The following is a 25,068-nucleotide window of genomic DNA, read 5'->3' as shown; positions in this document are numbered from 1 at the left end:
AGGATCATAGAATCAGGGGAGTGACAATGCAGCAGGACAAGGGAATTTCACGGCGCCGGATGCTCGGCGGCGGTGCTGCTGCTGTCGCCGCGGTCGCCGGTTTTCCGATGATCAATCTCGGCCAGTACCGGCTGAACGCGGCCTCCCCCAAGACCTATTCGAAGCGGGCGGTCGATCTCGTGCGCAAGTCGCTGGTGATCGACATGCTGGCGCCGATCAAGCTCGACTTCCGCCCCGAATATTTCGCGGCGCCGCTGAGCGAGAAGGACGCGGCGGAGTTCCGCGCCAGCGGCATCACCGGCTTTCACAATGCCGTGGGCGTCGGCGGCGCGGACGCGCGGTCCAGCGTGCTGGAATGGATGAACGCGTGGCAGGGCTTCGCCGGCCGCAATTCGCACGTCTTCTCGCTGGTCGGCCTGGGCACCGACCTCGACCGCGCCAAGCGCGAGGGCAAGTGCGGCGTGATCATGGGACTCCAGAATTCGGACCATTTCGAAACCGTCGCCGATGTGAAGACCTTCTACCAGCTCGGCCAGCGCTGCTCGCAGCTCACCTATAACAGCCAGAACCGGCTGGGATCGGGCAGCACCGACCGGGTCGACGGCGGCATCAGCGATTACGGCGCCGCGATCATCAAGGCGATGAACGAGGTCGGCATGCTCGTCGACGTCTCGCATTCGGGCGACAAGACCACGCTCGACGCGATCGACATCTCGACCAAGCCGATCGCGATCACGCACAGCAACTGCCGCGCGCTCAACGACCATCCCCGGCTGAAGCGCGACGAGGCGATCCTGGCGCTGGGCAAGAAGAGCGGCGTGATGGGCATCACCGGCGTGCGCAACTTCGTCAGCGGCAAGGAACCGACGACGATCGTCGAGATGGTCAATCATATCGACCATGTCGTGAAGCTGATCGGCGTCGACCATGTCGGCATCGGATCGGACGCCGATCTCAACGGCTATGACGACATGCCGGCCGACCAGTACAAGATGCTGAAGAGTGGCTACAAGGAAAGCTACGCCTTCCGTGACAAGCTGGACACCGACGGGTTCGACCAGCCGATGAAAATGTTCGACCTCACCGAGGAGCTTATCCGCCGCAATTATTCCGACGCCAACATCTCCGCCATTCTCGGCGGCAACTTCCGTCGCCTGCTTGGCGACACCTGGCTTTGACCTTTTCCATTTCCACACGGTCCTGAACGGGCCCCAGACAGAGTACTCGCATGAACGCTCAATTCGATCCCGAGCAGGGATCAGCCATCCGACTCCCCCAGCCCTACCTCCTGTTCCTCGCGGACACGGTTGAACCCGGCTTCGCCAAGACGGCGTTCGGCCTGCGCGACTGGGCGGGCGACAAATGCGTCGGCGAGTTCAGCATCGGCGCCACGGTCACCACCGGGCTGCCGCACATGACCCCGGCCCAGGCCTATGCGGCGGGCGCGCGCGCGCTCGTCATCGGCGTCGCCAACAGCGGCGGCGTGCTTGCGCCCAACTGGGTCGCCTCGCTGGTCGAGGCACTGGAGGCGGGCCTCGACATCGTCAGCGGCATGCATGTGCGGCTGAGCGACATCCCGCAGCTCGCCGATGCCGCCGCGCGGCTGGACCGTCGCCTGATCGACATCCGCGTTCCCCCCGCCGGCCTGCCCGTCGGCACGGGCCGCAAGCGTTCGGGCAAGCGCATCCTGACGGTGGGCACCGATTGCGCGCTGGGCAAGAAATACACCGCGCTCGCGCTGGCCAGCGCCATTGCCGAACGCGGCATTCCCGCCGATTTCCGCGCGACCGGCCAGACCGGCATCATGATCGCGGGCGGCGGCATGCCGATGGACGCGGTGGTTTCCGATTTCGAGGCGGGCGCCGCCGAGATCCTGAGCCCCGACGCCGCCGACGATCACTGGGACGTGGTCGAGGGCCAGGGTTCGCTGTTCCACCCGGCCTATGCCGCAGTGTCGCTGGGCCTGCTCCATGGCAGTCAGCCCGACGTGATCGTGGTCTGCCACGAGCCCGGCCGCGACGAGATGCTGGGCACCGCCGGCTACAAGACCCCGTCGATCGAGGAGACGATCGAGCTCAACCTGATGCTCGGCCGCCGCACCAACCCCAATATCCGCTGTGGCGGCATCTCGATGAACACGTCGAAGCTCGATGCCGATGAAGCGGCGCGCGTGATGGCCGCCGAAAGCGAGCGGCTGGGCCTGCCCGTCGCCGATCCCATCCGTGGTGGAGAGGCATTCGCGGCGCTTGTCGAGAACTGCCTGAAATGAGCATGGCCGGGGCCATGGCGGACGCGCGACACGCGTGCCCGCTTGGCCCCGGCTTCATGCCGACCGCGCCCTCCCGTCCCCAGGAGTTTCCCCAATGACGCTCAATCCGCGCACCCTGCGCCGCGCGCTGCTGCTCGGCTGCGCCGCCGCGCTGCTCGCCTCCAACGCATCGGCCCAGTCCGGCGCGCCCGAATATGACATCGTCATCCGTGGCGGCCGCGTGCTCGACGGCGCGGGCAATCCCTGGGTGAGCGCCGATGTCGGCATCAAGGACGGCCGCGTGGCCAAGGTCGGCACGATCGCCGCGCGCGGCAAGCGCGAGATCGACGCCAAGGGCCGCTATGTCGCGCCCGGCTTCATCGACATGATGGACCAGTCCGGCGAAGTGCTGCTGGAAAACGGCACGGCGGAAAACAAGCTGCGCCAGGGCGTGACCACGGTGATCGCGGGCGAGGGCGGCACCCCCGTCGAGGCGTCGAAGATCCCCGCCTATTTCAAGCAGCTCGAAAGCCAGGGCATCGGCGTCAATTTCGGCACCTATTACGCGACCCATCAGGCGCGCATGCAGATCATGGGCGACAAGGCCGGCGCACCCACGCCGGCGCAGATGGCGGCGATGGAGAAGGAAGTCGGCATCGCGATGCGCGCGGGCGTCTTCGGCATCACCAGCGCGCTCATCTATCCGCCCAGCAGCTTCCAGACCACCGAGGACCTGATCAAGCTCGCCAAGGTCGCGTCGCAATGCAACGGCTTCTATGCCACGCACATGCGCGAGGAGAGCTCCAAGCTGATCCCCGCGATCGAGGAAGCGATCGCGATCGGCGAGAAGGGCGGCGTCAAGGTCGAGATCTTCCACCTGAAGAACGCCTATGCGCCGCAATGGGGCAAGGGCATGCCCAAGGCGGTGGCGCTGGTCGACAGCGCACGCGCGCGCGGCGTCGATATCGCGGCGGACATGTATCCCTATCCCGCCGGCGGCACGGGCGTTGAGATCACCGTGCCCAACTGGGTGTGGGCCGACGGCGTCGAAAAGGGCATGGAGCGGCTGAAGGATCCGGCGGTGCGCGCCAAGCTGAAGCAGCAGGTCGCAGCGGGATCGATGGCCGACTGGTCGAACCTGGTGGAAGCGTCGGGCGGCTGGGACAAGGTCGTCCTCGCCAACGGCCAGAACCCCAAATACGAGAAGTTCCACGGCAAGAATTTCGTCGAGATCGGCAAGGCGCTGGGCATCGATCCCGAGGACGCGGCCTGGAACATCGTGGTCGAAGCCTATCCCAAGCGTTCGATGGCGCTGTATTTCATGATGAGCGAGCAGGATATCGAAACCGCGCTGCGCCAGTCCTGGGTCAGCATCGGCAGCGATGCCGGCGCGTCGGCGGCGCCGGGCAAGATCGACACGCTCGGCCTGCCGCATCCGCGCTCCTACGGCACCTTCCCGCGCGTGATCGCGGAATATGTGAAACGCCGCCCGATCCTGTCGCTCGAACAGGCCGTCCGCAAGATGACGGGCTGGCCCGCGCAGCGCATGGGGCTCAGCGATCGCGGCCTGATCCGCCAGGGCATGCGCGCCGATGTGGTGGTGTTCGACTACGACAAGCTTGACGACGTCGCCGGCTGGACGAACCCCACCGATTTTCCCACCGGCATCGATACGGTGATCGTCAACGGTGCGGTCGCGCTCGACCAGGGCAAGCTCGGCAACGTCAAGGCGGGGGCGGTGCTGCGGCACGCCTGTAGCTGACGGACGTCAAAGCTCCCAGCGACCAGGGCGGTTCCGCAAGGAGCCGCCCTGGTTTTTTGTGCGTGCCTCACACGGCCATGTCGGCTCGAGCGGGATCCTGGACTGTTTGCGTGCGCGATACTTCCGACTTGTCATCCCCGCGAAAGCGGGGATCCAGCTATTCCGTGAAGCATCAGGAAAAGAAGAAGAAGCTGGATCCCCGCTTTCGCGGGGATGACATCGTAGGAACCTTGTATCTCGCCCCCAATGTCGTACTGGCGTGAGGTGCTGGATTGGGCCCCGCTTGCAGAGCCTTACCGCCCCTTCCCCGTCCCCAGGATCGCCTCGCCGGGGAAGACCTTCTCCACCAGCTTGCCGTCGCGCACCACGGGCTGGCCGTTCACCAGCACATGGCGGAAGCCGACCGAGGCCTGCATCGGTTTCTGGAAGGTCGCGACATCGCTGACGGTGGCGGGATCGAAAATCGCGATATCGGCATCGGCGCCCACCTTCAGCCGCCCCTTCTTCGCCATTTGCGGGGAGACCGCCTCAAGCCGCTGCGCGGGCATCAGCGCCATCTTGCGCAGCGCCGCCATCAGATCCAGCGTCTTGCGTTCGCGGACATAGCGGCCGAGCACGCGGCCATAGGTGCCGGCGCCGCGCGGATGCTCGCCGGAGGTGACCCAGGGCATGCCGTCCGACGCGATCGAGATTTCGGGCTCCGCGATGATCGCGTCGACCACATCCTCCGGGATCATGTGGATGACCACCGCCGCATTGGGCTGTTCGCGGCGATAGCGCTCGAAACTGTCCTTGGTCAGCCGCTCGCCCGTCGCGGGCCATTGCAGGTCGCCATAGCTGATGCCCGAACGTTCCTGCCAGCCGTCGCGGAAGAATTCGGATCCGATCAGCGTGCTGCCCGCCGTGTAGGGATAGGCTTCGGCGGTAAGGTCCATTCCACGTGCCCGCGCCCGCTTCACCATGTCGATCAGCGTGGGCGTGTCGCGCAGGCCGGTCGAATGGAGATGGACGATCTGGAGCGGCGCGCCGGTGATCGCGGCGTTGGCGATCACTTCCTGCGCCACCGCGATCGGCACGCCCGGCGCGGGATCGAGCGGACGGCTGCGGACATGGACGAAGACGGGCGCGCGCGTCACCGCCGCCGCCTTGAAGATGTCGTAGATCTCGCTCCGCCCCGCGCCCGGCGTATATTCGATGCCCAGGCCGTATCCGAGCGCGCCGGCCGCGACCTCGCGGTCGAGCGCGGCGACGATCGCGCGCTGCTGCTCGGGCGTGGCGGGTGCGGTGTAAGCCCTGCGATCGGTGGTCTCGCCGCCTTCGTTGATCGCGAAATGGCCGTGGCAGGGCGCGTTGGCGATCACTTCCATGCGCGCGCACTGGTGCGAGGCGGTGGCGCCGAAATTGACGAGCGCCTTGCCCGACAGCGCGGCGACGAAGGGCGCGAGCGGCATCGCCCCGCCCTCCGCGTCGATCGCGGTCGTGACGCCGTCGAGCACCTGATAATATTCGCCCTTGGGATTCTGCCCGTGCGCGTGGAGATCGACGAAGCCGGGCGCGACCACCAGATTCTTCGCGTCAATGGTGCGGCGGCCCTTCAGCGCTCCGGTGGTGATCACCGCGATGGCGCGCCCGTTGATGCCGATATTGGCGATCTCGTCGCGCCCGCTTTCGGGGTCCATCACACGGCCATTGGCGATCACCACGTCATAGGTCTGGGCCGCCGCCGGCATCGCCGCCATGATCGCGGCGACGCCCGCCGCCGCGAAAAACATCCTCTTCATCGAAGCATCCTTCACTTGGCCGGCACGGAGAACAGGAAATAGTCGTGCACCGATCGCGCGATCTCCGCGATGGCGCGCTCACGGTCCTCCACGGGCGCCGCGCTCTTCTTCACATAGACCGCGATCACGATCTCGCCCGCGCCGTCCGGCAGGGTGAGCACGCCGGTATCGTTGACGGTGCCGCCGATCGTGCCCGTCTTGTTGGCGACCTTGGTGCCCGGCGGCATCTTGCCGCGCAGGCGCGCGCCGCCGGTGCGGCAGCGTTCCATGATCCCGATCAGCGCCTTGGTGCTGCCCGCCGACAGCGCCTTGCCGGAGAAGATGCGGGTGAGCAGCGTGCCCATCGCCTCGGGCGTGCTGGTGTCGCGCGGATCATTGTCGAAGGCGGGATCGGGCAGGCTGCCCTTGCGCTCGATATCGGGATTGGCCTTCGCCGCCGCTTCGAACGCCTCGGTCAGCGGGCCGGGGCCGACGCCGAAGAAATCGCGCAGCAGGCCGGCGGTGTCGCGATCGATGCGCTGGCCGGTCACGCCCTGCGCGCGCACCCAGGCGGTGACGGCGGCGGGGCCGCCCGCCGCCTTGGTCAGCACATCGGTCGCGGTGTTGTCGCTCTGCGTCAGCATCAGTTCGAGCAGGTTGTAGACGGACAGGCTCACGCCGGGATGGATCAGCCGGTCCGCGATCACCTCGGACGGCGAGAACATGTCCATCGGCACGTCGAGCATCTGGTCGAGCTTCAGTTCGCCCTTGTCGACGCGCTCGAAGATCCTGCCCGCCACCGCGACCTTGAAGGTGCTGGCCATCGGAAAAGCCTCGCCGCCATTGTACAGCACGCGCGGGCCCTTGCCGTCGAGCCGCCACGCCGCGACGCCGACCACGCCGCCCGACCCCTTGGCGAGGCGCGCGATCTGCCGATCGAGCCCGGCGGTGGCGGCGGACTGAGTCGCCGTCTGCGCGGCGAGCGGCTGCGCGACTCCGCCGGCGGCCAGCAACAGCGGCAGCAATGCGAGCCGAAGCTTCTGATTCGACATGGAAAATCCTCCCTGGAATCCGGCATGCACATGCGGATGAGCGGGCGGGCCACGCCGGTCAGGCCCCCCGGATATTCTCTGATCAGGACATTCGCCGCAACGACACCCGATTGCAACAAAAAGAATATTCGATTGTAACAGACTGATATTATTATATTTCAATTCCGTTTCGAAAAATTTTCACCAATCCGTCAATATCCTGATAGGAAAATTGCATCCCAATGTGTAGCGTCCGCGCCGCACAAGGTTATCGCGACAATAGGGAGAGTCGGGTGAGGAACGGGTTTGGCGCACGGTCGAAATCCTTGACGGGAGCGGCGATCGCGCTGTCGCTGCTGCTCGGCGCGGCCGGTCCGGCGATGGCGCAGGCCACCCCGGCGCAGACCGCCAAGGTCGCCATCGATCCCGCGCGGCTCGCCGGCCTCGGCGAATTCGTGGACGGCGTGATGGCGCAGCAGATTGCGACGCGCGAGATCGCGGGCGCGGTCGTCACCGTCGTCTCGAAGGGCAAGGTGCTGTTCTCGCGCGGCTATGGCTTCGCCGATATCGACCGCAAGATTCCCGTCGACGGCGAAAAGACGCTGTTCCGCCCAGGCTCCGTCTCCAAGCTGTTCACCTGGACCGCGCTGATGCAGCAGGTCGAGCAGGGCAAGGTGAAGCTCGACGATCCGATCGACAAATATCTCGACTTCACGATCCCGACCAACGGGATGAAGCGCCCCATCCTGGTCAGGCACCTGCTCGATCACTCGCTGGGCTTCGAGGATCTGGGCGGCATCACCGCCGATTCGGTTTCGGACCTGATCCCGCTCGACACCTTCCTCAAGAATCCCAAGAACATCCCGACGCGCGTGCGCGAGCCGGGCGTCGAAACCTCCTATTCCAACTATGGCTCGGCGCTGGCCGGCTATATCGTCCAGCGCGTTTCGGGCGAGAATTTCGCGGACTATATCGACAAGCACATCTTCGGCCCGCTGGGCATGAAGAGCGCCACCTTCCGCGAGCCGCTGACGGGGGACCGCGCCGCCAACATGGCGACGGGCTACAAGCTGGTCGACGGCAAGCTCGTCGCCAAGCCGTACGAGCTGTATTCGAACATCATGCCCGCGGGTTCGGTATCCGCCACCGGGCCGGATCTGGCGCGCTTCATGCTCGCCCATCTCGGCGACGGGCGGCTGGGCAACGTCCAGATCCTGAAGCCCGAGACGATGCGCCTGATGCGCACCAGCCTCACCCGCAACGCCCCCGCGCTCCAGCCGATGGCGCACGGCTATATGGTGGTGCGCGAACAGGGGCCGCGACTGATCGGCCATGGCGGCAACACCGCCGATTTCCATTCCTACATGGTGCTGGCGCCCGAGGCCGATTTCGGCTTCTTCGTCTCCACCACCGGCGGCCAGGGCAGCTATGGCGGCCGCACCGAGCTGATGAACGCGATGATCGGCCGCGTCTTCCCCGTGGCGCCCGCGCCGCGCTGGACGGGCACGGCCGCGCCCACCGTGGGATCCTATCGCACCAATCGCCGCACCTACAGCGAAACGCCCAATCCCGCCTACGACATCAAGGTTTCGGCGCAGGGCGAGCATGGCCTGGTCACCGACATGGGCGGAACCAAGACCTATTGGGAACAGATCGGCCCCGAAATCTACGAACAGGTGACCGGCGCGCGCGCGGGCGGCCCGTTCGAACGGCTGCAATTCTACGGCCCCGCCGACGATCGCAAATTGTCCTTCAGTTCACAGCCGCACGTGCTTTTCCGACTGGTGAAACCGTGACGGCTTGCCGTTCAAGACTTTCTATTTTAGAAACTTGAAATCCTGATTGGGCCAGGTTTTCGGCCCGATGTCCGGCTTCGGCCAAAACGGGCGTTGATGAGCGCAAGATTCGCACAGACGAATCCAGTTCATGGCGCCATGCATAAAAGGGAACCACTGCATGTCCTCCCCAACCCAACACTATTGGCACGCCCTGTCGCGTGGCGGCAGCGCCGTCGCGCTCGGCATCGCGCTCGCCTTTTCCGCCCCCGCGTTCGCGCAGGACGCGCCTGACGAGAACGAGACCACGTCGAGCGAAATCGTCGTCACCGGTTCGCGCATCAGCACCGCCGGCTTCGAGGCGCCGACCCCGACGACCGTGATCGGCGTCGCCGAGCTTCAGCAGGCCGGCCGTACCGACATCGCCGCCTCGCTCGCAGATCTTCCGCAGTTCCGCCAGACGCAGAGCGCGACCTCGACCAACACGGTCACCTCGTCCGGCCAGTCGCCCGCCGATCTTCGCGGCCTTGGCGCGGCGCGCACGCTGGTGCTGATCAACGGCCGCCGCAGCGTCAGCTCGAACGACCTTCAGACCGTCCCCTATTCGCTGGTCAAGCAGATCGACATCGTCACCGGCGGCGCTTCGGCCGCCTGGGGTTCGGGCGCCGTCGCCGGCGTCGTCAACATCCAGCTCGACGACAACAAGGAAGGCTTCGAGCTCGGCGCCCAGACGGGCATTTCCGAGCGTGGCGACGCCCAGAAATATCTGTTCGAGGGTTCGGCCGGCTTCAAGTTCGCCGATGGCCGCGGCCATGTCATGATCGGTGCCGACTATCTGAAGGACAAGGGCATCATCCCCGGCAACGCGCGTCCCCGCATCGGTTCGACGGGCTTCTTCCCCGACGCTTCCGGCAAGCTGGTGCCGACCGCCAACCTGCACGAACTGACGCGCAGCGAGGGCGGCCTGATCCGCACCGGCGTGCTCGCCGGGCAGACCTTCAATCCCGACGGCAGCCTGCGTCCCTTCCAGTTCGGCATCGTGCGCCCCGGTTCGGCGTCGACGATGATCGGCGGCGAAGGCTATAATATCGACCAGTATCGTTCGCTTTCGGCGCCGATCGAACGCACCAACGTCTTCGCGCGCGTCAGCTACGACCTGACCGACAATCTGAAGGTCTGGGCCGAGGGCAGCTATAACAAGGTGTTCGACGAGCGCGTGTTCTTCCCCGATCTGGGCGTGACGCAGCTCACCTTCTCGGCCACCAACCCCTATCTGACGGCGGCGCAGCGCGCGGCCTTCGCGGCGGCGGGCGAGACGAGCTTCACCATGGGCCGCGTGCTCACCGACATGTCGCTCGCACGCTACAATTATTCGCGCGTGACGAAGCAGGGCTCGGTCGGCTTCGACGGCAGCTTCGGCGACGGCAAGTGGCGTTATGGCGCGTTCTTCACGCATGGCGAGCAAGAACAGGACATGAAGCTGATCGGCCTGACCAAGAAGGCCGAGTTCGCCAAGGCGATCAACGCCGTGTCGAGCGGCGGATCGATCGTCTGCGCCGTCAATGCCGACGCGATCACCACCAACGACGATCCGGCCTGCCGTCCGCTCAACCTGTTCGGTTCGGGCCGCGCGGATCCGGCGGCGATCGCCTATGCGACCGGCGTGTGGAACGCGGTGACGACGACGTGGCTGGACCATGCGGGCGCCAGCATCAGCGGCGAGCCCTTCACGCTCTGGGATCTTCCGGTCTCGGTCGCGGCGGGTGTCGAATATCGCGAAGAAGCCTTCCGGACGGTCTACGACGCGAACTCGCTGGCGAACAACTTCAACACGATCAACGGCGTCAACATCAACAAGACCGGCAACAACGTGAAGGAGGCCTTCGCCGAGGTCGACATCCCGCTGCTCGCCAACCTGCCGATCGTGCAGAAGCTGAGCTTCAACGGCGCGGTCCGCGTTTCGGACTACAGCACCAGCGGCGCGATCTGGTCGTGGAAGCTGGGCGGCATCTGGGAAGTCGTCGACGGCCTGAAGATCCGCGCCACGCGGTCGCGTGACATTCGCGCGCCTTCGCTAACCGAGCTGTTCAGCCAGCGTTCGACGCTGTTCACCAGCGTCTCCGATGTGGGCCGCCCGAGCAGCCCGCTGACCAACGTCACGCTGTTCACCGGCGGCAATCCCAATCTCCGCCCGGAAATCGCGGACACGTTCACGATCGGCGGCGTTCTGCGTCCGTCCTTCTTCCCCGGCTTCGATTTCTCGGTCGACTATTACAACATCAAGATCGACGACGTGATCACCACGCTGACCGCGCAGCAGATCGTCAATGGTTGCTACCTGCAGAGCAACCAGGGCGCCTGCGCCCAGATCGTGCGTGACGGCGGCGGCGTGATGACGACGATCAACGCGGCGTACATCAACGTGGCGAGCTTCAAGAACACCGGCGTCGATATCGAAGCCTCGTATCGCACCCGGCTCGCCGACGGCCAGCTCAAGATCCGCGCGCTCGCCAACTATGTCGACAAGCTTGTCGTCGACAATGGCGTGCTCGCGATCGACGGCGCCGGCTATCTGGGTTCGCAGGCCGGCTATCTCGTGCCCAAGTGGCGCGGATCGCTGACCCTGAACTATGAGAGCGAAGCCATGGGCGCCGATCTGCGCACCCGCTATGTGGGCAGCGGCGGCTTCGCCCCGGCCACGGTTCTGGCCAACCAGGACGCGCGGATCAGCAGCCACACCTATGTCGACCTTGGCCTGCGCGCCTATATCCGCACCGGCGAGAATACCCGGTTCACGGTTTATGGCAGCGTGCAGAACCTGTTCGACCGTCAGCCGACGCTCGGCGCGGTCAGCTCGCCCTATCTCGACATCATCGGCCGCTACTACACCGCCGGTGTCCGCGTAAGCTTCTGATAACACCAACTTTTGGGGGCCGGTTCGCGCATGCGGACCGGCCCTTTTTCATGCCCGCATGCCGTAAACGTCAATTTCGGGCCCATAACCTCAGCCTCTAGCCCACAAAGAAATTTTTCATCCTGATCAGGATATTCTTGTGGACTTATCGGCCGGATGGCCCGATGCTCATGTCAAGACAGAGTCGGAGAAGCGCACAAGCGCCCGGCTGAACGCGAATACGCGAAATCGAAAAGGGACGGTGGATGACCAGCATTGTCGCGACGCGCGACACCACAGGCCGCTCTTCCCGATTCGACGCACGAGTTCGTTTCTAGGCTTCCCTTGGCCTAGGACGCGCGGCCCGCGGAGCACCCAGCTTCGCGGGCCGCATTTTTCGGGGAAACGCGGCGATCAGGGGCGCGGCACGCCCTTTTCGGGCCAGCCGGCGCGGCGCTTCTCGGCGGCGACCATCTCCGCCACCTCGGCCAGCAGCTTCTTCGCGTCGTAGACGATGCCGTCCTTCACCGTGTAGCTGACGCCGCCCACCCGCTCCTGCTTCTGCGTCGCCTCGTTCAGGCGCGGAGTGCCGGTGCCGTAGAGCGTCTTGAAGTTCTGGAGCGGATTCTCCTTCACCAGCACGATATCCGCCAGCCGCCCGACGAGCAGCGCGCCGATCGGCGGCTCCGCGACGCCCTTGGGTTCATAGATCGTCAGCGCGCCGTTCCATGTCGCCGCCTGGATCACCTCCAGCGGATCGAAGCCGGCTTCCTGGAGCAATTCCATCTCCTCGGGATAGCCGAAGCCATAGGTCTTGAAGATGAAGCCGGAATCGGTGCCGATCGTCACCCGGCCGCCGATATTCTTGTAATCGTTCACCAGCCGCATGTAGCGTTCGTAGAAGCGCCGCCACTGCACCTCGATCCGCGTCGTCCAGTCGAAGAAATAGGATCCGTGATTCTCGCGGTTCGACTGGAAATAGTCCCAGAGCTGCGGCGTGGTGTAGCTCTCGTGCCAGTCGGCGTTGCGCGCGCGCATCAGGTCGCGCGAGGCGGCATAGATCGTCATCGTCGGATCGAAGGTGACGTTGTTGGCCTTTTGCTCGCGCAGATAGGCCTTCCACTCGTCCGATCCGGGCTCATAGGTCTGGTCCCAGATATCCGCGACCTCGGCGAAGCGATATTGCTCGTCGTTGAAATTATAATCGGTCGAATAATGCTGGACCGCGCCGTTCTTCAGCAGCGATTCCATATGGCCGTAGAAATGGGTGACGGTGCCCAGCCCCATCGCGCCCGCCTTGCGCGCGTCGATGCGCGAAAGCCCGGTCTGCGTCAGGTGCGCGGTGGTGCCCAGCCCCAGCTTGCGCGCTTCCTCCACCACGCCCTTGAACGCCGCCGGGCTGAAATCGGCGGGCAGCATGATCTTCACGCAATCGACGCCCTGTTTCGCCGCCCATTGCGTCCAGGCGCGCGCCGCCGCCTCGCCATCGATCGGCTTGCCGCCCCAGCCCGCGCCGTCGCCGGGCCGCTGGCAGGCGAAGATGCGCGGCGCCGCGATCTCGTTGGCGGCCGAACGGCGCTTTTCGCTCAGCGACACTTCCAGCGGCGCCAGCGGCACGCTGCGGACGGAGGTGACGCCATGCGCCAGCCACAGCTTGTAGGAATAGCCGAGATCCGGCGCCTTGTCCGTGCCGCTGCCATGGGCGTGCATGTCGATGAAGCCGGGCAGCGCGTACATGCCCGTGGCGTCGAGCTCGTAATCGGCGTCGTCCGGCGCGCGACCCGCCTTCAGCGGCAGGCCCGGCGTGCCCGCCGGCCGCATCGCGGTGATGCGGTTATTCTCGACGACGATGTCGATCGGGCCGCGCGGCGGCGATCCGGTGCCGTCGATCACGGTGACGCCGCGGATCACCATCTTGCGGAACGGGCCAAGCCCCTCGCCCGGCCGCCGGGCGGGCGCGGGCACCACGCCCGCGTTCAGCGCCTTGGTCTCGCTCGGCCCCGCCGCGGGCGCGGACTGGCCCTGCGCCATCGCCGCACCCGTGACGAGCGCGGCGGCGGCGGCACCCGCCAGCCACAAGCCCAGGTCCTTCTTTCGCATCGCTTAACCCCCTGACAGTCTGATCCTCGTGTCAAAGGGTTACGCGCTCGATCGTCAGGACGCCACCACCGATCGATCGCCCCAGAAGCCGGGCGCGGGCACGACCACCCTGCCCCCTTCGGCGAGCGAGATGCCACCCGGCAGATCGGATTGCAGCCAGAGCGGCGCATCGACATCGACGAAATCGGCATGCGCCGCGACGCGCAGCGCCGGGGCGATCGACAGGGATGTCGACATCATGCAGCCGACCATCACGCCCATGTCGCGCGCGCGCGCCGCCGCCAGCAGGCGCAGCGCCTCGGTCAGGCCGCCGGTCTTGTCGAGCTTGATGTTGACCATGTCGTAGCGATCGGCCAGCCGCTCGACATCGGCGGCGACATGGCAGGATTCGTCGGCGCAGATCGGCACCAGCGACTTGAAGCCGAGCAGATCGCCGTCCTGGTCGGCGGGCAGCGGCTGTTCGACCATCTTGATGTCGAGTTCCACCAGCGCCGGCTGCAACTGTTCGAGCAGCTCGATCGACCAGCCCTCATTGGCGTCGACCACCAGGCGCGAGCCGGGCAGCGAGGCGCGGACGGCGCGCAGGCACGCCTCCGTATCCTCGCTGTTGGACTTGATCTTGACCAGCTCGATGCCGCGCAGCTCCTTCGCCGCCTCGCCCATCTTCTCCGCCGTGTCGAGGCTGACGGTGAAGGCGGTGTGGATCGCCGGCAGCGGCGCGGAAAGCAGGGCGACCGCGTCGGGCACGCCCAGCGCCGCATCCAGATCCCACAGCGCGCAATCGACCGCGTTGCGCGCCGCGCCCGCGGGCAGCAGCGCGCCGACCTCCGCGCGCGTCGCGCCCGCGCGCAGCGCGTCGCCCACCGCCTGGATCTGGGCGAGCGCGCTTTCGGCGGTCTCGCCATAACGGGCGTTGGGCGAACATTCGCCGCGCCCGATCACGCCATCCTGTTCAAGCGTGATCGAGACGACGTCGATCGCGGTGCGCGCGCCGCGCGAGATGCGGAACGGCTTGTTGAGCTGCCAGCGCTCGATTTCGGCGTTCAGGCCGCGAAGCATTGCACGATCCTGTCGACGATCCGGCCGACGCCCATCGCCACCGGGTCCTGCGCGGGCAGGCCCAGCAGGTCCTCCGCCTCGGCGCAGGCGCGCTTGGCGGCTTCGGCGTCCATGCCCCAGGTGTTGAGCGAAACGCCCACCGCCACCACGTCCGGATTGGTCAGCCGCGCGGCTTCCAGGTTGCGATCGAGGCAGGTGCGCAGATCGGGGATCGGGTGCCCTTCCAGGAAGCGGATGCGCGTGCGGCCCGCCTGGTGGCACAGCACCAGCGCGTCGGCCTGCGATCCGTGGAGCAGGCCCAGCGAGACGCCGGCATAGGAGGGGTGGAACAGCGATCCCTGGCCCTCGATCAGATCCCAGCCGCCATCCTCGCGCGCGGGGGAGATCCATTCGGCGCCGCCCGAGATGAAATCGGCGACCACCGCGTCGATCGGCACGCCCGCGCCGGCGATGAAGATGCCGGTCTGGCCGGTCGCGCGGAAATCGGCGGCGATCCCGCGCGCCTTCATCTCGCGCTCCAGCGCCAGCGTGGTGTACATCTTGCCGACCGAGCAATCGGTGCCCACCGCCAGCAGGCGCTTGCCCGCGCGCGGCTTGCCGTTGCCCACGGGGATGTTCGCGGGCGGCTCGCGCACGTCGAACAGGCTCAGATTGGCGGCCTCGGCGGCCTCGCGGATCTCCGGGCTCGCGGTCAGGCGCTGGTGCAGGCCCGATGCGACGTTCAGCCCGGCGCGCAGCGCGGAGACCGCGAAGGCGATCGTTTCGGCCGACATGAAGCCGCCCGAATTGGCGAAGCCGATGATCACGGTCCTGGCGCCTTGGGCCACCGCTTCCTCGACGGTCATCTGCGGCAGGCCGATGCTGACGGTGCCGCCCGCGTCGCGCGCTTCGCCCAGGCAGAGTTCGGGCCGCCAGGCAGCGACGCCCCGCGCGGTCTTGACCGAAAGCTCGTCGGTCGCGCTGCCGAGATACAGAAGATATGGATGTGGAATCACTGGAACCTCGCGAACAAAGTTTTCTGTTTTGGATCTGGCGACGGTCTCGTTCACATTCCAGTCCGCGCCAATCCCCAAAGGCGGACAGGAAGTATAGACGTGGGTTATGATCGGGAGTGCCCCCTCAGGGGTTATGATCGAGGGCGCGCGCCCCTCGGGGGTTATGACCGGGGCGCGCGCGCAGCGTCCAGCGCGCCGCTCACGGCCTCCAGGAATTTGCTGGCGAGCTGCGACAGCGGCCGATCGGCCAGATGGATGCCGAACACGTCGAACGCCACCCTGTCGGCCAGCGGGCGATAGTCGAGCTCGGGCGTCAGCCGCGCCAGCGCGGTATATTCGTCGACCACCGCATAGCCCGCGCGCCGCTGCACCAGCGAGGCGGCGACGAAATAGGTCTGCACCAGGATGCTCGACGGGCCGAAGGCGTCGTCGGAAACGAAGCGGTTGAACAGCGTGCCGACCGAACCGGCATTGACCAGCCGGATCAGGTTGAGATCGCCCATCATGTCGAGCGAGATGCGTTCGGGCGCGTCGGGCAGGTCGGCGCGGTGATAGAGCACGACCAGCTCGCCCGATCCCAGCTTCACTTCCGCCAGGCGCGGATTGCGCGGCGCGTCATAGGCGACGGCGATGTCGCAATTCCGTTCGTAGAGCGCGCGCGCGATATCCTCGTTATGCAGCGTCTTGATGTCGAACGAGACATCGGGGTGATCGCGGCGGAAGCTGGCGACGGCGGCGGGCGCGATGTCCAGCCCCAGCGAATGGAGCACCGCCAGCCGCAAATGCCCCTCCGCGCCGCGCCGCAGATTCTTCGCTGTCTCGTGCAGCGATTCGATGCGCATGTGCACGTCGCGCGCGTCGTTGAACAGGATGTGCGCCTCGTCCGTGGGGATCAGGCGCCCCTTGACCAGCCGGAACAGCGGAAAGCCCACCCGGCTTTCGGCATGGCGCAGCACCTTGCTGACCGACGGCTGGGAGACCTGCAGCACGCGGGCGGCGCCGCTGACCGAACCGGCCTGATAGACGGCGTGGAACACCTCGATGTGGCGGAGATTCATCAGGGCCATGGCGGTTCCTTATGCATTCCGCCCGGCCGCCGGGCAACCGGAGCATGGCGCATATCGATCGATAGCCTTCGGCTATGGTGCGTGGAATGATCTTCGCTTGTCCGCGCGCGCCGATCGGCGATGCTCAGCGGATAAGAATGATATCAGGGGGAATTGCGGCGTGACGCGATCGAAGCCAGGGAAAGGGTTGCGGGCCGGTCTGCCGGCGATGCTGCTGCTCGCCGCCGCATGGCCGGCGATGGCGGGTGCCGGAGCGCCGGAGCGCGACGGCACCATCGTGATCCGGGGCGGCACCATCTATGACGGATCCTCGGCCACGCCGGTGACCGGCGATGTCGTGATCCGGGGCGACCGCATCGTCCGCGTCGGCCCCGCCGGTAAGGCCCGCGTGCGCGGCGCGCGCGTGATCGACGCCACCGGCATGATCGTCGCGCCCGGCTTCATCGACACCCATACCCATTCGGACCGCTTCCTGATGGGCGATACGCCCGAACTGCGGCTGAACCTGCCCTGGATGATGCAGGGCGTGACGACGATCTTCACCGGATCGGACGGCAACGGCCAGCCCGGCGGCAAGGTGGACGTGGGCGGGCTGCTCTCCCATGTCGAGAGCGCCGGCCACGGCCTGAACGTCGCCGCCTATGTCGGCTTCGGCGCGGTGCGGCAGGCGGTGCTGAAATCCGACGCGCGCGCGCCCGACGACGCGGAACTGGCCCGGATGAAGGCGATGGTGGCGAAGGGCATGTGCGAAGGCGCGCTGGGCCTGTCGACCGGCCTGTTCTACGCCCCGCAAAGCTTCGCCAAAACCGAGGAGGTGATCGCCGTCACCCGTGAGGCGGCGGTGCGCGGCGGTTTCTACGACACCCATCAGCGCGACGAATCCTCGGACAGCATCGGCCTGCTCAATTCAGTTCAGGAAGTGATCCGTATCGGCCGCGAAACCGGCATCCCCGTCCATTTCTCGCATTTCAAGGCGGCGGGCCCCGGCGTGCACGGCAAGTCGGTCGACATGATCGCCGCCGTGGAGGCGGCGCGCGCCGAAGGCGTCAAGGTCACCGCCGATCAATATCCCTGGGCCGCCTCGCAAACCAGCCTGGCCGCGCTGCTGGTGCCGCGCTGGGCGGTCGCCGGCGGCATGGAGGCGTTCCGCAAGCGGCTGGACGATCCCGCGCAGGCGGCGAAGATCAGGCAGGACATGGCGGCCAGCCTGAAGCTGCGCGGCGGCCCCTCCACCATGTTGCTGCCGAGCAAGAACAAGCCCTGGACGGGCAAGCGCCTCGCCGAGATCGCGGGCGAATGGAATGTCGATCCGATCGAGGCGGCGCTGCGCGTCATCCTCGATCCCGACGGCGCCAATTCGGCCATCTCGTTCGGCATGCACAATGACGACATCACCCGGCTGATGAAGCAGCCCTGGGTGATGACCGGATCGGACGGTTCGCAGGGCCATCCGCGCATGTACGCCACCTATCCCGAAAAATACGCGCGCTACGTGCTGGCGGAAAAGGCGATCACGCTGGCGGACTTCATCAATTCGAGCAGCGGCCGCGTCGCCGACACCTTCCGGCTCGACCGGCGCGGCCATCTGCGCCCCGGCTATTTCGCCGATATCGTCGTCTTCGATCCGGCCGCCTATCGCCCACGCGCCGATTATGTGAATGCCGATCGGCTGAGCGAAGGCGTGCGCACGCTGCTCGTCAACGGCGCGCTGGCGATCGAGGGCGGCAAGCCCACCGGCGCCGCCGCCGGACGCGCGCTGCGCAAGACGCCGCCCGCCGGAACCTGCGCATGACAGGCCGGGGAAGCGCGATCCGGCGCTACTGGTTCGATATTCCGCTGTGGAAGCGCATCCTGGGCGCGCTGATCGTCGGCGTGCTCGTCGGCTGGCTATGGGGCGACGGCGCGGCGCAGGTGAAATGGATCGGCGACCTGTTCGTGCGCCTGATCCGCATGCTCGTGGCGCCGCTCGTCTTCGTCATCATCGTCTCCGGCATCTCGGCGCTGGGCGATCCGCGCAAGCTGGGGTCGATCGGCGTCAAGACGCTGGGCCTGTTCCTGCTGCTGACGATGACCGGCGCGGTGATCGGACTGTCGATCGGCACGCTGATCCAGCCGGGCGCCGGGGTCTCGCTGGCGGGCGCGACCAGCGCGTCGATGCAGCAGGCCAAGCCCTTCGCCGAACAGATGATGTCGATCATCCCGCTCAATCCGGTCCGCGCGATCGCCGATGGCGAGATGATGTCGATCATCTTCTTCGCGATCCTGTTCGCGGTCGGCATCCTCGTCGCCGGCCCCAGCGGCAAGATCGTCGCGGACGTCTTCCACGGCGCCACGGCGGTGATGCTCAAGCTGGTCGGCATCATCATGGAAGCCGCGCCCTTCGGCGTGTTCGCGCTGATGGCCTCGCTGGTCGGCGCCAGCGGCTTCGCCGCCTTCAGCAGCATCTTCTGGCTGGCGCTGTGCGTCGTGCTGGGATCGGCGGTGCAAACGCTGCTCGTGCATGGCGGGCTCGTCCGCCTGGGCGCGTGGCTGCCCGTCCTGCCCTTCTTTAAGGGATCGTCGGACGCGTTGCTCGTCGGCTTCTCCACCGCCTCCAGCTCCGCCACCCTGCCCGTCGCCATGTCGGTCGCGGAGCATAATCTGGGGATCAAGCCGCCCGTCACCTCCACCGTGCTGCCGCTGGGCGCGACAATGTGCATGGACGGATCGGCGATGTATATGGGCTTGCTCTGCATGTTCGCGGTGCAGAGCTTCGGCATCGTCCTTTCGCCTTCGGACTATGCGCTGCTGTTCTTCTCGATCGTCAGCGTCACCATGGGCGTCGCCCCCATTCCCTCCGCCGCGCTGTTCCTGCTGGTCGCGGTGCTCTCGGGCGTCGGCATCAGCCCGGAACAGACGGCGCTGCTCGTCGGCTTCATTCTGCCGATCGACCGGCCGCTCGACATGATCCGCACCATCCCCAACGTCTCCAGCGACCTGGCGGCGGCAACCACCGTCGCCCGCTGGGAGAACGAGATCGACCTCGACATCTATCGCGCCGCGCCCGTCGAATGACGGCGGCCATCATCACGAACGGGAGCCCCGCATGCCAGCCTTGAAATCCCCCCTGATCGCGGCGCTTCTCGCCGGCGCGGCCCTTTCCGCCCCCGCGATCGCCGCGCCCGACGACAGCGCGGCGCGCGTCGACGCGATCTTCGCGCCCTGGTCGGGCGGCGCGTCGCCGGGCTGCGCGATCGGCGTGGCGAAGAACGGCAAGCCCATCCTGCAGCGCGCCTATGGCCTCGCCGATCTGGAGCTGGACGTGCGCGCCACCCCCGCCAGCATCTATGAGGCGGGATCGACATCGAAGCAGTTCGCCGCCGCCGCGCTGCTGATGCTGGAGCGCGACGGCAAGCTGAGCCTGGACGACGATGTCCGCAAATATATTCCGGAGCTGCCCGATTACGGCAAGACCATCCAGCTTCGCCACATGGTCAGCCATATCAGCGGGCTGCGCGACTGGGGCTCGGTCGCGGCGCTGGAGGGCTGGCCGCGCAACAGCCGCACCGCCACCAACGATCATGTGCTGGAGATCGCGCGCCGCCAGAAGGGGCTGAACTTCGCGCCGGGCGACCATTATCTCTACAGCAACACCAACTTCAACCTGATGGCGATCATCGTCCAGCGCGTGAGCGGGCAGACGCTCGCCGAATTCGGGCGCAAGCGCATGTTCGAGCCGCTGGGCATGACGCACACGCAATGGCGCGACGATCACGCCCGGCTCGTCCCCGGCCGCGCCAAGGCCTATGACCGGAACGCCGACGGCTATTATATCGATAACGTCATCGAGGACGCCTATGGCAATGGCGGCCTGCTCACCACCGTCGGCGACCTGCTGATCTGGAACGAGGCGCTCGACCGGAACACGCTGGGCATTTCGGAGAAGCTGGCGACGCGCGCCGTGCTCAACGACGGCAAGCCGATCGCCTATGCCGCCGGCATCGTCCAGCTCGAACATGAAGGGCTTCAGGAAATCGCGCATTCGGGCGCGACCGGCGGCTATCGCGCCTGGGCGGCGCGCTATCCCGCGCAGAAACTGTCGATCGCGCTGCTGTGCAATGCCGGCGAGGTGAACAGCACCGAGATCGGCCACCGCGTCGCGGACATCTTCCTGCCCCCGGCGGCACCGGCCAAGCCCTATGTCGCCAAGGGTCCCTTCCCGTCCGGCCTCTATGCGGAGGTCCGGACGGGCTTTCCCCTGCGCATCGCCGCGACGGCGGACGGCATCACCGCCGACGGCCGCGCGCTCAAGCCTGTTTCTCCGGGCCGGTGGGACGCGCCGGGCGGCGATCTGATCTTCGGCAAGGACGGCAGCCTTTCCCGCCTGACGCGCGAGGGCATCATGGTCGCCTTCCGCAAGGTCGAACCCGTCGCCTCGCCGGCCGCCGCCGACTTCACCGGCCGCTTCGCCAGCATCGACAATCCGGTGGAGCTGGTCGTCTCCGGCGACGGCAACGGCATCGCGATCAACCGCCCGGGCTGGCCGCCGCTCAAGCTGACGCCCTCCTACAAGGACGTGTTCGTCAGCGAGATGGGCCTGATCAGCTTCGTCCGCGACGGCGCGGGCAAGGTCACCGGCCTGAAGGTTAGCGACGGCCGGGCGTACAACATGGCGTTCGAGCGCAGCGGGAACTGATCTCCTGTGTCATTCCCGCGAACGCGGGAATCCAGGGACGTAGAGCTCGATGATCGACATCTCCTGGATTCCCGCGTTCGCGGGAATGACAAGGGAACATCGGGTTTCACCGCGCCGGCAACGCCACCCGTCCCGCGCCCAGCGGGTGATCGCGGGTGTAGAGATGGACGAACAGCCGCCCGGCGGCCAGGTCCGCGCGGGCGCGGGTGTCGAGGCGGATTTCGGACGCGCCGGCGCGCTGGCCCGCGCGCAGCAGCAGCGCGATCACCGCGCCCGGCTTGCCCTCGTCGCTGCGCTGCAGCGTCAGCGCCACGGGCTCGTCGCGGCCAAGCCCCGCGATCCGCGCGTCGAAGCGCAGGTCGGCGGTCAGCGGATCATAGGTGAAGGCGATGTTCGCGCTCGGCGCGCCCGCCGGTTTTTCCGCCACCGTCTTCACCGTGAAGCGCGACGCGCCGGGCGCCTTGCCGTTCACCAGCGCCGGGGTGCTGAACGGCGGGGTGCGCGGATGCGCGGCCTGTTCCCAGCCATAAGCGAGGTTGAGCAGCCGCTGCTCGTCGAACGGGCGGCCGAGCAGGTCGAGGCCAACGGGCAGCGCGTTCGCGCTCAGCCCCAGCGGGATCGACATGGCGGGCAAGCCGGTTTCAGAGCTCATCGCGCAGGTGCCGGTGCCGAACGCCTCCGCGCCCCAGAAGAGCGGCGGCTGCATCGCGCTGGGATAGGCGAGCACGTCGACCTTCGCCTTCTCCATCGCGTCCAGGATCATCTTGCGCGCCACGTCGCGCTTCGCCAGCGCCTCGGCATAGGCCTTTTCGTCGCGCTTGTCGGTGGTGGCGCGGATCTTCAGCCGGGCGTCGATCGCCTCGTGCGTCAGCCCCTTGCCCGCCATGTCCGCGATCGAGGCGACGGGCGCGCCGGGATGCTTCGCCAGATAATCGGCGAAATCGAAGCGGAATTCATGCGCGATCACGCTCGCCGCCTTCAGCACCGGCTCCAGATCGGGCAGCGCCACATCGACCAGTTCGGCGCCCTGCGCCTTCATCGCCTCCAGCGCCTCGTTGGTCTTGTCGCGCATCGCGCCGTCGAACAGCTCGGGCGTCAGCAGCGCGCGCAGCACGCCGATGCGCGCGCCCTTCAGCGCGCCCGGCCGCAGCCCGGCGGCATAGGCGGGCGCGGGCCGCCCCTTCATCGCCGCCGTCACCGGATCGGCGGGATCGACGCCCACCGTCGCATCCATCATGATCGCGAGATCGGTCACCCCGCGCGTCATCGGCCCGGCCTCGTCCTGCCTGGAGGACAGCGGGATCACGCCCGCGCGGCTGGAAAGCCCGGCGGTGCCGCGCATGCCGAACAGGCTCTGATAGGCGGCGGGCACGCGGATCGATCCGCAGGTGTCGCTGCCCATGCCCGCGGCCGCGAAGCTGGCGCCGATGCTCGCCCCGGTGCCGCCGCTCGATCCGCCCGGCGATCGGCGCGGATCATAGGGATTGCGCGTTTCGCCGGTAAGCGACGCCACCGTCATCACGCTCATCGCCAGTTCGTGCATCGTCGTCTTGCCGAGGATGATCGCGCCCGCGTCGCGCAGCCGCTTCACCTGAAAGGCGTCGACCTTCGTACGATAGGTCGCAAGGGCGAGCGTGCCCGCCGATGTCGGCATATCGGCGGTCGCGTAATTATCCTTCACCAGCACCGGAATGCCGTGGAGCGGGCCGCGCGGCCCCTTTTCGGCGCGCTCGCGGTCGAGCGCCGCCGCTTCCTCCAGCGCGTTCGGGTTCAGCGTCACGATCGCATTGAGCGCCGGTCCCTGATGATCATAGGCGGCGATGCGATCGAGATAGGCCTGGACGAGCTGGCGCGAGGTGACGCGCCGCTCCGCCATCGCCGCCTGCAGATCGGGGATCGATGCCTCGAACACCTCGACCTTGGCCGCCCCGCGATCGGCGGCGGCGGTCGCGGCGGGGGCGGCCGCGATCAGCAGCGCGGTCAAAAGCCAAGGTGTACGCATCAGGATTTCACCACTTTTCTGAGAGTTTGTTTGGGAAATGTGCGGAAGAGCACATTTCCAGGGCGGCACCGCCCTCCACAGGCATTCCAACGATGCTTCGCATCGCCGGAACCTTGGCCTGTTCCGCCCGCTCCCCCACCCGGCCTCCCAACGGCAGTATCTTCTGGGAGGCCGGGTGGGGGAGCGGGCCGGTGCGGCAATGCCACGTTTCACTCAATCGACCCGCCGGAAGCGGAACAGGCCCGCGCGGCGGCGATCGTCGCCCAGCGCGAAGCCCCGGCTGTCATTGTCGGGCACGATCCTGAACATCCTGCCGGTGAAGGATCCGTCCGCCGCCTTCGTCAGCGCGATCGTGCGCCGCGCGCCCGGCCCGCCGGGCTTCGGCTCGATCGTCACGGTCAGCCTGTCCTTGCCCTCGGGCGCCAGCGTGTAGAAGACCGGCAGGTCCGGGCTGGCATAGCGCCCCGCCAGCGTCGGTTCGGCCTCGCGGATGGTGGGCAGCCCGCCGAGCAGGTCGACGATATCCTCCACCATCGCGCCCGGCTTCGCCGCACCGTTGTTGCACAGCACATGGATCGCGACTTTCCGGTCAGGCAGCCAGGCGACCGCGTTCTTGAAGCCCTCGCCCGATCCGCCATGCTGCACCCAGCCGCCGTTGAGCATCACCCCGCCGGCATAGATCGAATCGGGCTGGTTGGCGGGCCGCCCGTCGGTGAGCCTGCCCGGTTCCAGCATGATTTTGCGGATCGCCGGGGTCCACACCTTGTGACCGAAATTGAAGTCGTAATCATATTTCACGAGGTCGTTGATCGTGAACACCGCCCCGCCCGCGCCGCCGTAAAGCGGATGGGTGTCGGCCAGGCGGAACCCGTCTCCCTCGGGCACATAGCCATGCGCGGCATTGGCGTCGGCGGTGCGCGCGCCGGTCAGCACGAAGCTGCGCTTCATGCCCATGGGCGCGAAGATGTTCGTCTTCATATAATCGGCGAAAGGCGTGCCGGAGACGCGCTCGACGATTTCGGACAGCAGCAGATAGCCGCCATTGGAATAGCGATATTGCGTGCCTGGGGTGAAGGCGGTGTCGGGCTGCGACATCACCAGCTTCAGCGACTCCGCGCGGCTCACATCGGTCGCGATCGCATAGCCGGCATAGGTGCCCAGTTCGAGCATGTCGCGCACGCCCGATGTGTGATGGATCAGCATCGCCACCGTCACCGGCACGCGATAGGCGGGCATTTCGGGCAGATATTTGCGGATATCGTCATCCAGCCCGACCTTGCCCGCCACCACGAGCTGCGCGATCGCGAGCACGGTGAACTGCTTGGCGACCGATGCGGTGTAGATTTGCGTATCGGCGTCGAGCGGCCGTTTCGCGGCGATATCGGCCGCGCCCGCCGCGACGAAGCTGGTGACCTTGCTGTCCCGCAGGATGGAGATCGCGCAGCCCGGCGCGTCGAGCCCCTTGCTGTTGCCGATCAGCGCGCGGATCTTCTCCGCCTGCGCCGAGGGTGCCGGCGCCGCCTGCGCCGACGACGCGATCGCCGCCATCACCAATGCCGTGACAAATCTTGCCATCGCCGCTCCCCCGTTTTCGCGTGATCCGCGCCCGCCATCGGCCATCTTCGCTTTCCCCGGCGGCGCGCGCGGATTAGTCCTGTCCGCAGGGCAGAGCGCCAGAACAAAGACATGGGCAGCCCATAG

The 25,068-nt window shown here is 67.0% G+C and carries 16 protein-coding genes; 8 read left to right on the top strand and 8 right to left on the bottom strand.

All coding sequences use genetic code 11. From position 1 onward, the window contains the following. Window positions 1–26 precede the first annotated feature (26 nt). The 3 genes from K7G82_RS07565 (at window position 27) to K7G82_RS07555 (ending at window position 4,010) form a co-directional block, all read left to right on the top strand. On the top strand, window positions 27–1,178 hold the full coding sequence (locus K7G82_RS07565) for a dipeptidase (protein ID WP_222989246.1): 1,152 nt from the start codon (window positions 27–29) through the stop codon (window positions 1,176–1,178). 50 nt (window positions 1,179–1,228) lie between these two features. Then, window positions 1,229–2,269, top strand: a complete 1,041-nt coding sequence (locus K7G82_RS07560) for an N-acetyltransferase DgcN family protein (protein ID WP_222989245.1) — start codon at window positions 1,229–1,231, stop codon at window positions 2,267–2,269. 94 nt (window positions 2,270–2,363) lie between these two features. Continuing rightward, window positions 2,364–4,010 (top strand): N-acyl-D-amino-acid deacylase family protein, encoded by a 1,647-nt coding sequence (locus K7G82_RS07555; RefSeq protein ID WP_222989244.1) that lies wholly within the window; start codon window positions 2,364–2,366, stop codon window positions 4,008–4,010. 293 nt (window positions 4,011–4,303) lie between these two features. Here K7G82_RS07555 and K7G82_RS07550 read toward each other — a convergent pair whose 3' ends face one another. Together K7G82_RS07550 and bla are read right to left on the bottom strand one after the other, a co-directional pair. Beyond that, window positions 4,304–5,791, bottom strand: a complete 1,488-nt coding sequence (locus K7G82_RS07550) for an amidohydrolase family protein (RefSeq protein ID WP_222989243.1) — start codon at window positions 5,789–5,791, stop codon at window positions 4,304–4,306. Window positions 5,792–5,802: 11 nt separating this feature from the next. After that, complete coding sequence (gene bla / locus K7G82_RS07545) at window positions 5,803–6,822, bottom strand: class A beta-lactamase (protein ID WP_222989242.1); 1,020 nt, start codon at window positions 6,820–6,822, stop codon at window positions 5,803–5,805. A gap of 272 nt (window positions 6,823–7,094) precedes the next feature. Here bla and K7G82_RS07540 point away from each other — a divergent pair, with 272 nt between their 5' ends. Both K7G82_RS07540 and K7G82_RS07535 read left to right on the top strand, forming a co-directional pair. Continuing rightward, window positions 7,095–8,597 carry a serine hydrolase domain-containing protein gene (locus K7G82_RS07540; RefSeq protein ID WP_222989241.1) on the top strand — a complete coding sequence of 501 codons (1,503 nt, stop codon included), beginning with the start codon at window positions 7,095–7,097 and terminating at the stop codon, window positions 8,595–8,597. A 160-nt stretch (window positions 8,598–8,757) separates the two neighbouring features. Then, window positions 8,758–11,490 carry a TonB-dependent receptor domain-containing protein gene (locus K7G82_RS07535; protein WP_222989240.1) on the top strand — a complete coding sequence of 911 codons (2,733 nt, stop codon included), beginning with the start codon at window positions 8,758–8,760 and terminating at the stop codon, window positions 11,488–11,490. Between the two features lie 393 nt (window positions 11,491–11,883). On the opposite strand, the gene K7G82_RS07530 is transcribed toward K7G82_RS07535, so the two are convergent. The 4 genes from K7G82_RS07530 to K7G82_RS07515 form a co-directional block, all read right to left on the bottom strand. Beyond that, window positions 11,884–13,569 (bottom strand): amidohydrolase family protein, encoded by a 1,686-nt coding sequence (locus tag K7G82_RS07530; protein ID WP_222989239.1) that lies wholly within the window; start codon window positions 13,567–13,569, stop codon window positions 11,884–11,886. 54 nt (window positions 13,570–13,623) lie between these two features. Next, entirely contained in the window at window positions 13,624–14,628 is a 1,005-nt protein-coding gene (gene dgcA, locus K7G82_RS07525; protein WP_222989238.1) for an N-acetyl-D-Glu racemase DgcA, read from the bottom strand. Then, entirely contained in the window at window positions 14,613–15,623 is a 1,011-nt protein-coding gene (gene dgcN / locus K7G82_RS07520) for an N-acetyltransferase DgcN (RefSeq protein ID WP_222989237.1), read from the bottom strand. Before dgcN ends, dgcA begins: the two co-directional genes overlap by 16 nt. Before the next feature lie 161 nt (window positions 15,624–15,784). After that, complete coding sequence (locus K7G82_RS07515; RefSeq protein ID WP_222989236.1) at window positions 15,785–16,690, bottom strand: LysR family transcriptional regulator; 906 nt, start codon at window positions 16,688–16,690, stop codon at window positions 15,785–15,787. A gap of 160 nt (window positions 16,691–16,850) precedes the next feature. Between K7G82_RS07515 and K7G82_RS07510 the strand changes: the two genes are divergently transcribed. The 3 genes from K7G82_RS07510 to K7G82_RS07500 are packed head-to-tail and all read left to right on the top strand — an operon-like array spanning window position 16,851 to window position 21,365. Beyond that, the gene (locus K7G82_RS07510; protein WP_343228541.1) at window positions 16,851–18,482 is read left to right on the top strand and encodes an N-acyl-D-amino-acid deacylase family protein; all 1,632 of its coding nucleotides are present in this window, start codon (window positions 16,851–16,853) and stop codon (window positions 18,480–18,482) included. Continuing rightward, window positions 18,479–19,744, top strand: a complete 1,266-nt coding sequence (locus tag K7G82_RS07505; RefSeq protein WP_222989235.1) for a dicarboxylate/amino acid:cation symporter — start codon at window positions 18,479–18,481, stop codon at window positions 19,742–19,744. Before K7G82_RS07510 ends, K7G82_RS07505 begins: the two co-directional genes overlap by 4 nt. A gap of 31 nt (window positions 19,745–19,775) precedes the next feature. Then, window positions 19,776–21,365 carry a serine hydrolase domain-containing protein gene (locus tag K7G82_RS07500; RefSeq protein ID WP_222989234.1) on the top strand — a complete coding sequence of 530 codons (1,590 nt, stop codon included), beginning with the start codon at window positions 19,776–19,778 and terminating at the stop codon, window positions 21,363–21,365. Window positions 21,366–21,471: 106 nt separating this feature from the next. Here K7G82_RS07500 and K7G82_RS07495 read toward each other — a convergent pair whose 3' ends face one another. Continuing rightward, window positions 21,472–23,367: an amidase gene (locus K7G82_RS07495; protein ID WP_222989233.1), complete on the bottom strand. Its 1,896-nt coding sequence runs from the start codon at window positions 23,365–23,367 to the stop codon at window positions 21,472–21,474. Window positions 23,368–23,580: 213 nt separating this feature from the next. After that, complete coding sequence (locus K7G82_RS07490; protein WP_222989232.1) at window positions 23,581–24,942, bottom strand: serine hydrolase domain-containing protein; 1,362 nt, start codon at window positions 24,940–24,942, stop codon at window positions 23,581–23,583. Window positions 24,943–25,068: the final 126 nt, after the last annotated feature.

The organism is Sphingomonas colocasiae, from assembly GCF_019880585.1.
GTDB lineage: Bacteria > Pseudomonadota > Alphaproteobacteria > Sphingomonadales > Sphingomonadaceae > Sphingobium_A > Sphingobium_A colocasiae.
This window is presented reverse-complemented; position numbering and strand designations above follow the sequence as displayed.

What these genes read in the sequence shown, in the direction of transcription:
- K7G82_RS07565 (WP_222989246.1), top strand. Translation starts at nt 27, where the DNA reads ATGCAGCAGGACAAGGGAATTTCACGGCGCCGGATGCTCGGCGGCGGT.
- K7G82_RS07560 (WP_222989245.1), top strand. Translation starts at nt 1,229, where the DNA reads ATGAACGCTCAATTCGATCCCGAGCAGGGATCAGCCATCCGACTCCCC.
- K7G82_RS07555 (WP_222989244.1), top strand. Translation starts at nt 2,364, where the DNA reads ATGACGCTCAATCCGCGCACCCTGCGCCGCGCGCTGCTGCTCGGCTGC.
- K7G82_RS07550 (WP_222989243.1), bottom strand. Translation starts at nt 5,791, where the DNA reads ATGAAGAGGATGTTTTTCGCGGCGGCGGGCGTCGCCGCGATCATGGCG.
- bla (WP_222989242.1), bottom strand. Translation starts at nt 6,822, where the DNA reads ATGTCGAATCAGAAGCTTCGGCTCGCATTGCTGCCGCTGTTGCTGGCC.
- K7G82_RS07535 (WP_222989240.1), top strand. Translation starts at nt 8,758, where the DNA reads ATGTCCTCCCCAACCCAACACTATTGGCACGCCCTGTCGCGTGGCGGC.
- K7G82_RS07530 (WP_222989239.1), bottom strand. Translation starts at nt 13,569, where the DNA reads ATGCGAAAGAAGGACCTGGGCTTGTGGCTGGCGGGTGCCGCCGCCGCC.
- dgcA (WP_222989238.1), bottom strand. Translation starts at nt 14,628, where the DNA reads ATGCTTCGCGGCCTGAACGCCGAAATCGAGCGCTGGCAGCTCAACAAG.
- K7G82_RS07515 (WP_222989236.1), bottom strand. Translation starts at nt 16,690, where the DNA reads ATGGCCCTGATGAATCTCCGCCACATCGAGGTGTTCCACGCCGTCTAT.
- K7G82_RS07505 (WP_222989235.1), top strand. Translation starts at nt 18,479, where the DNA reads ATGACAGGCCGGGGAAGCGCGATCCGGCGCTACTGGTTCGATATTCCG.
- K7G82_RS07500 (WP_222989234.1), top strand. Translation starts at nt 19,776, where the DNA reads ATGCCAGCCTTGAAATCCCCCCTGATCGCGGCGCTTCTCGCCGGCGCG.
- K7G82_RS07495 (WP_222989233.1), bottom strand. Translation starts at nt 23,367, where the DNA reads ATGCGTACACCTTGGCTTTTGACCGCGCTGCTGATCGCGGCCGCCCCC.
- K7G82_RS07490 (WP_222989232.1), bottom strand. Translation starts at nt 24,942, where the DNA reads ATGGCAAGATTTGTCACGGCATTGGTGATGGCGGCGATCGCGTCGTCG.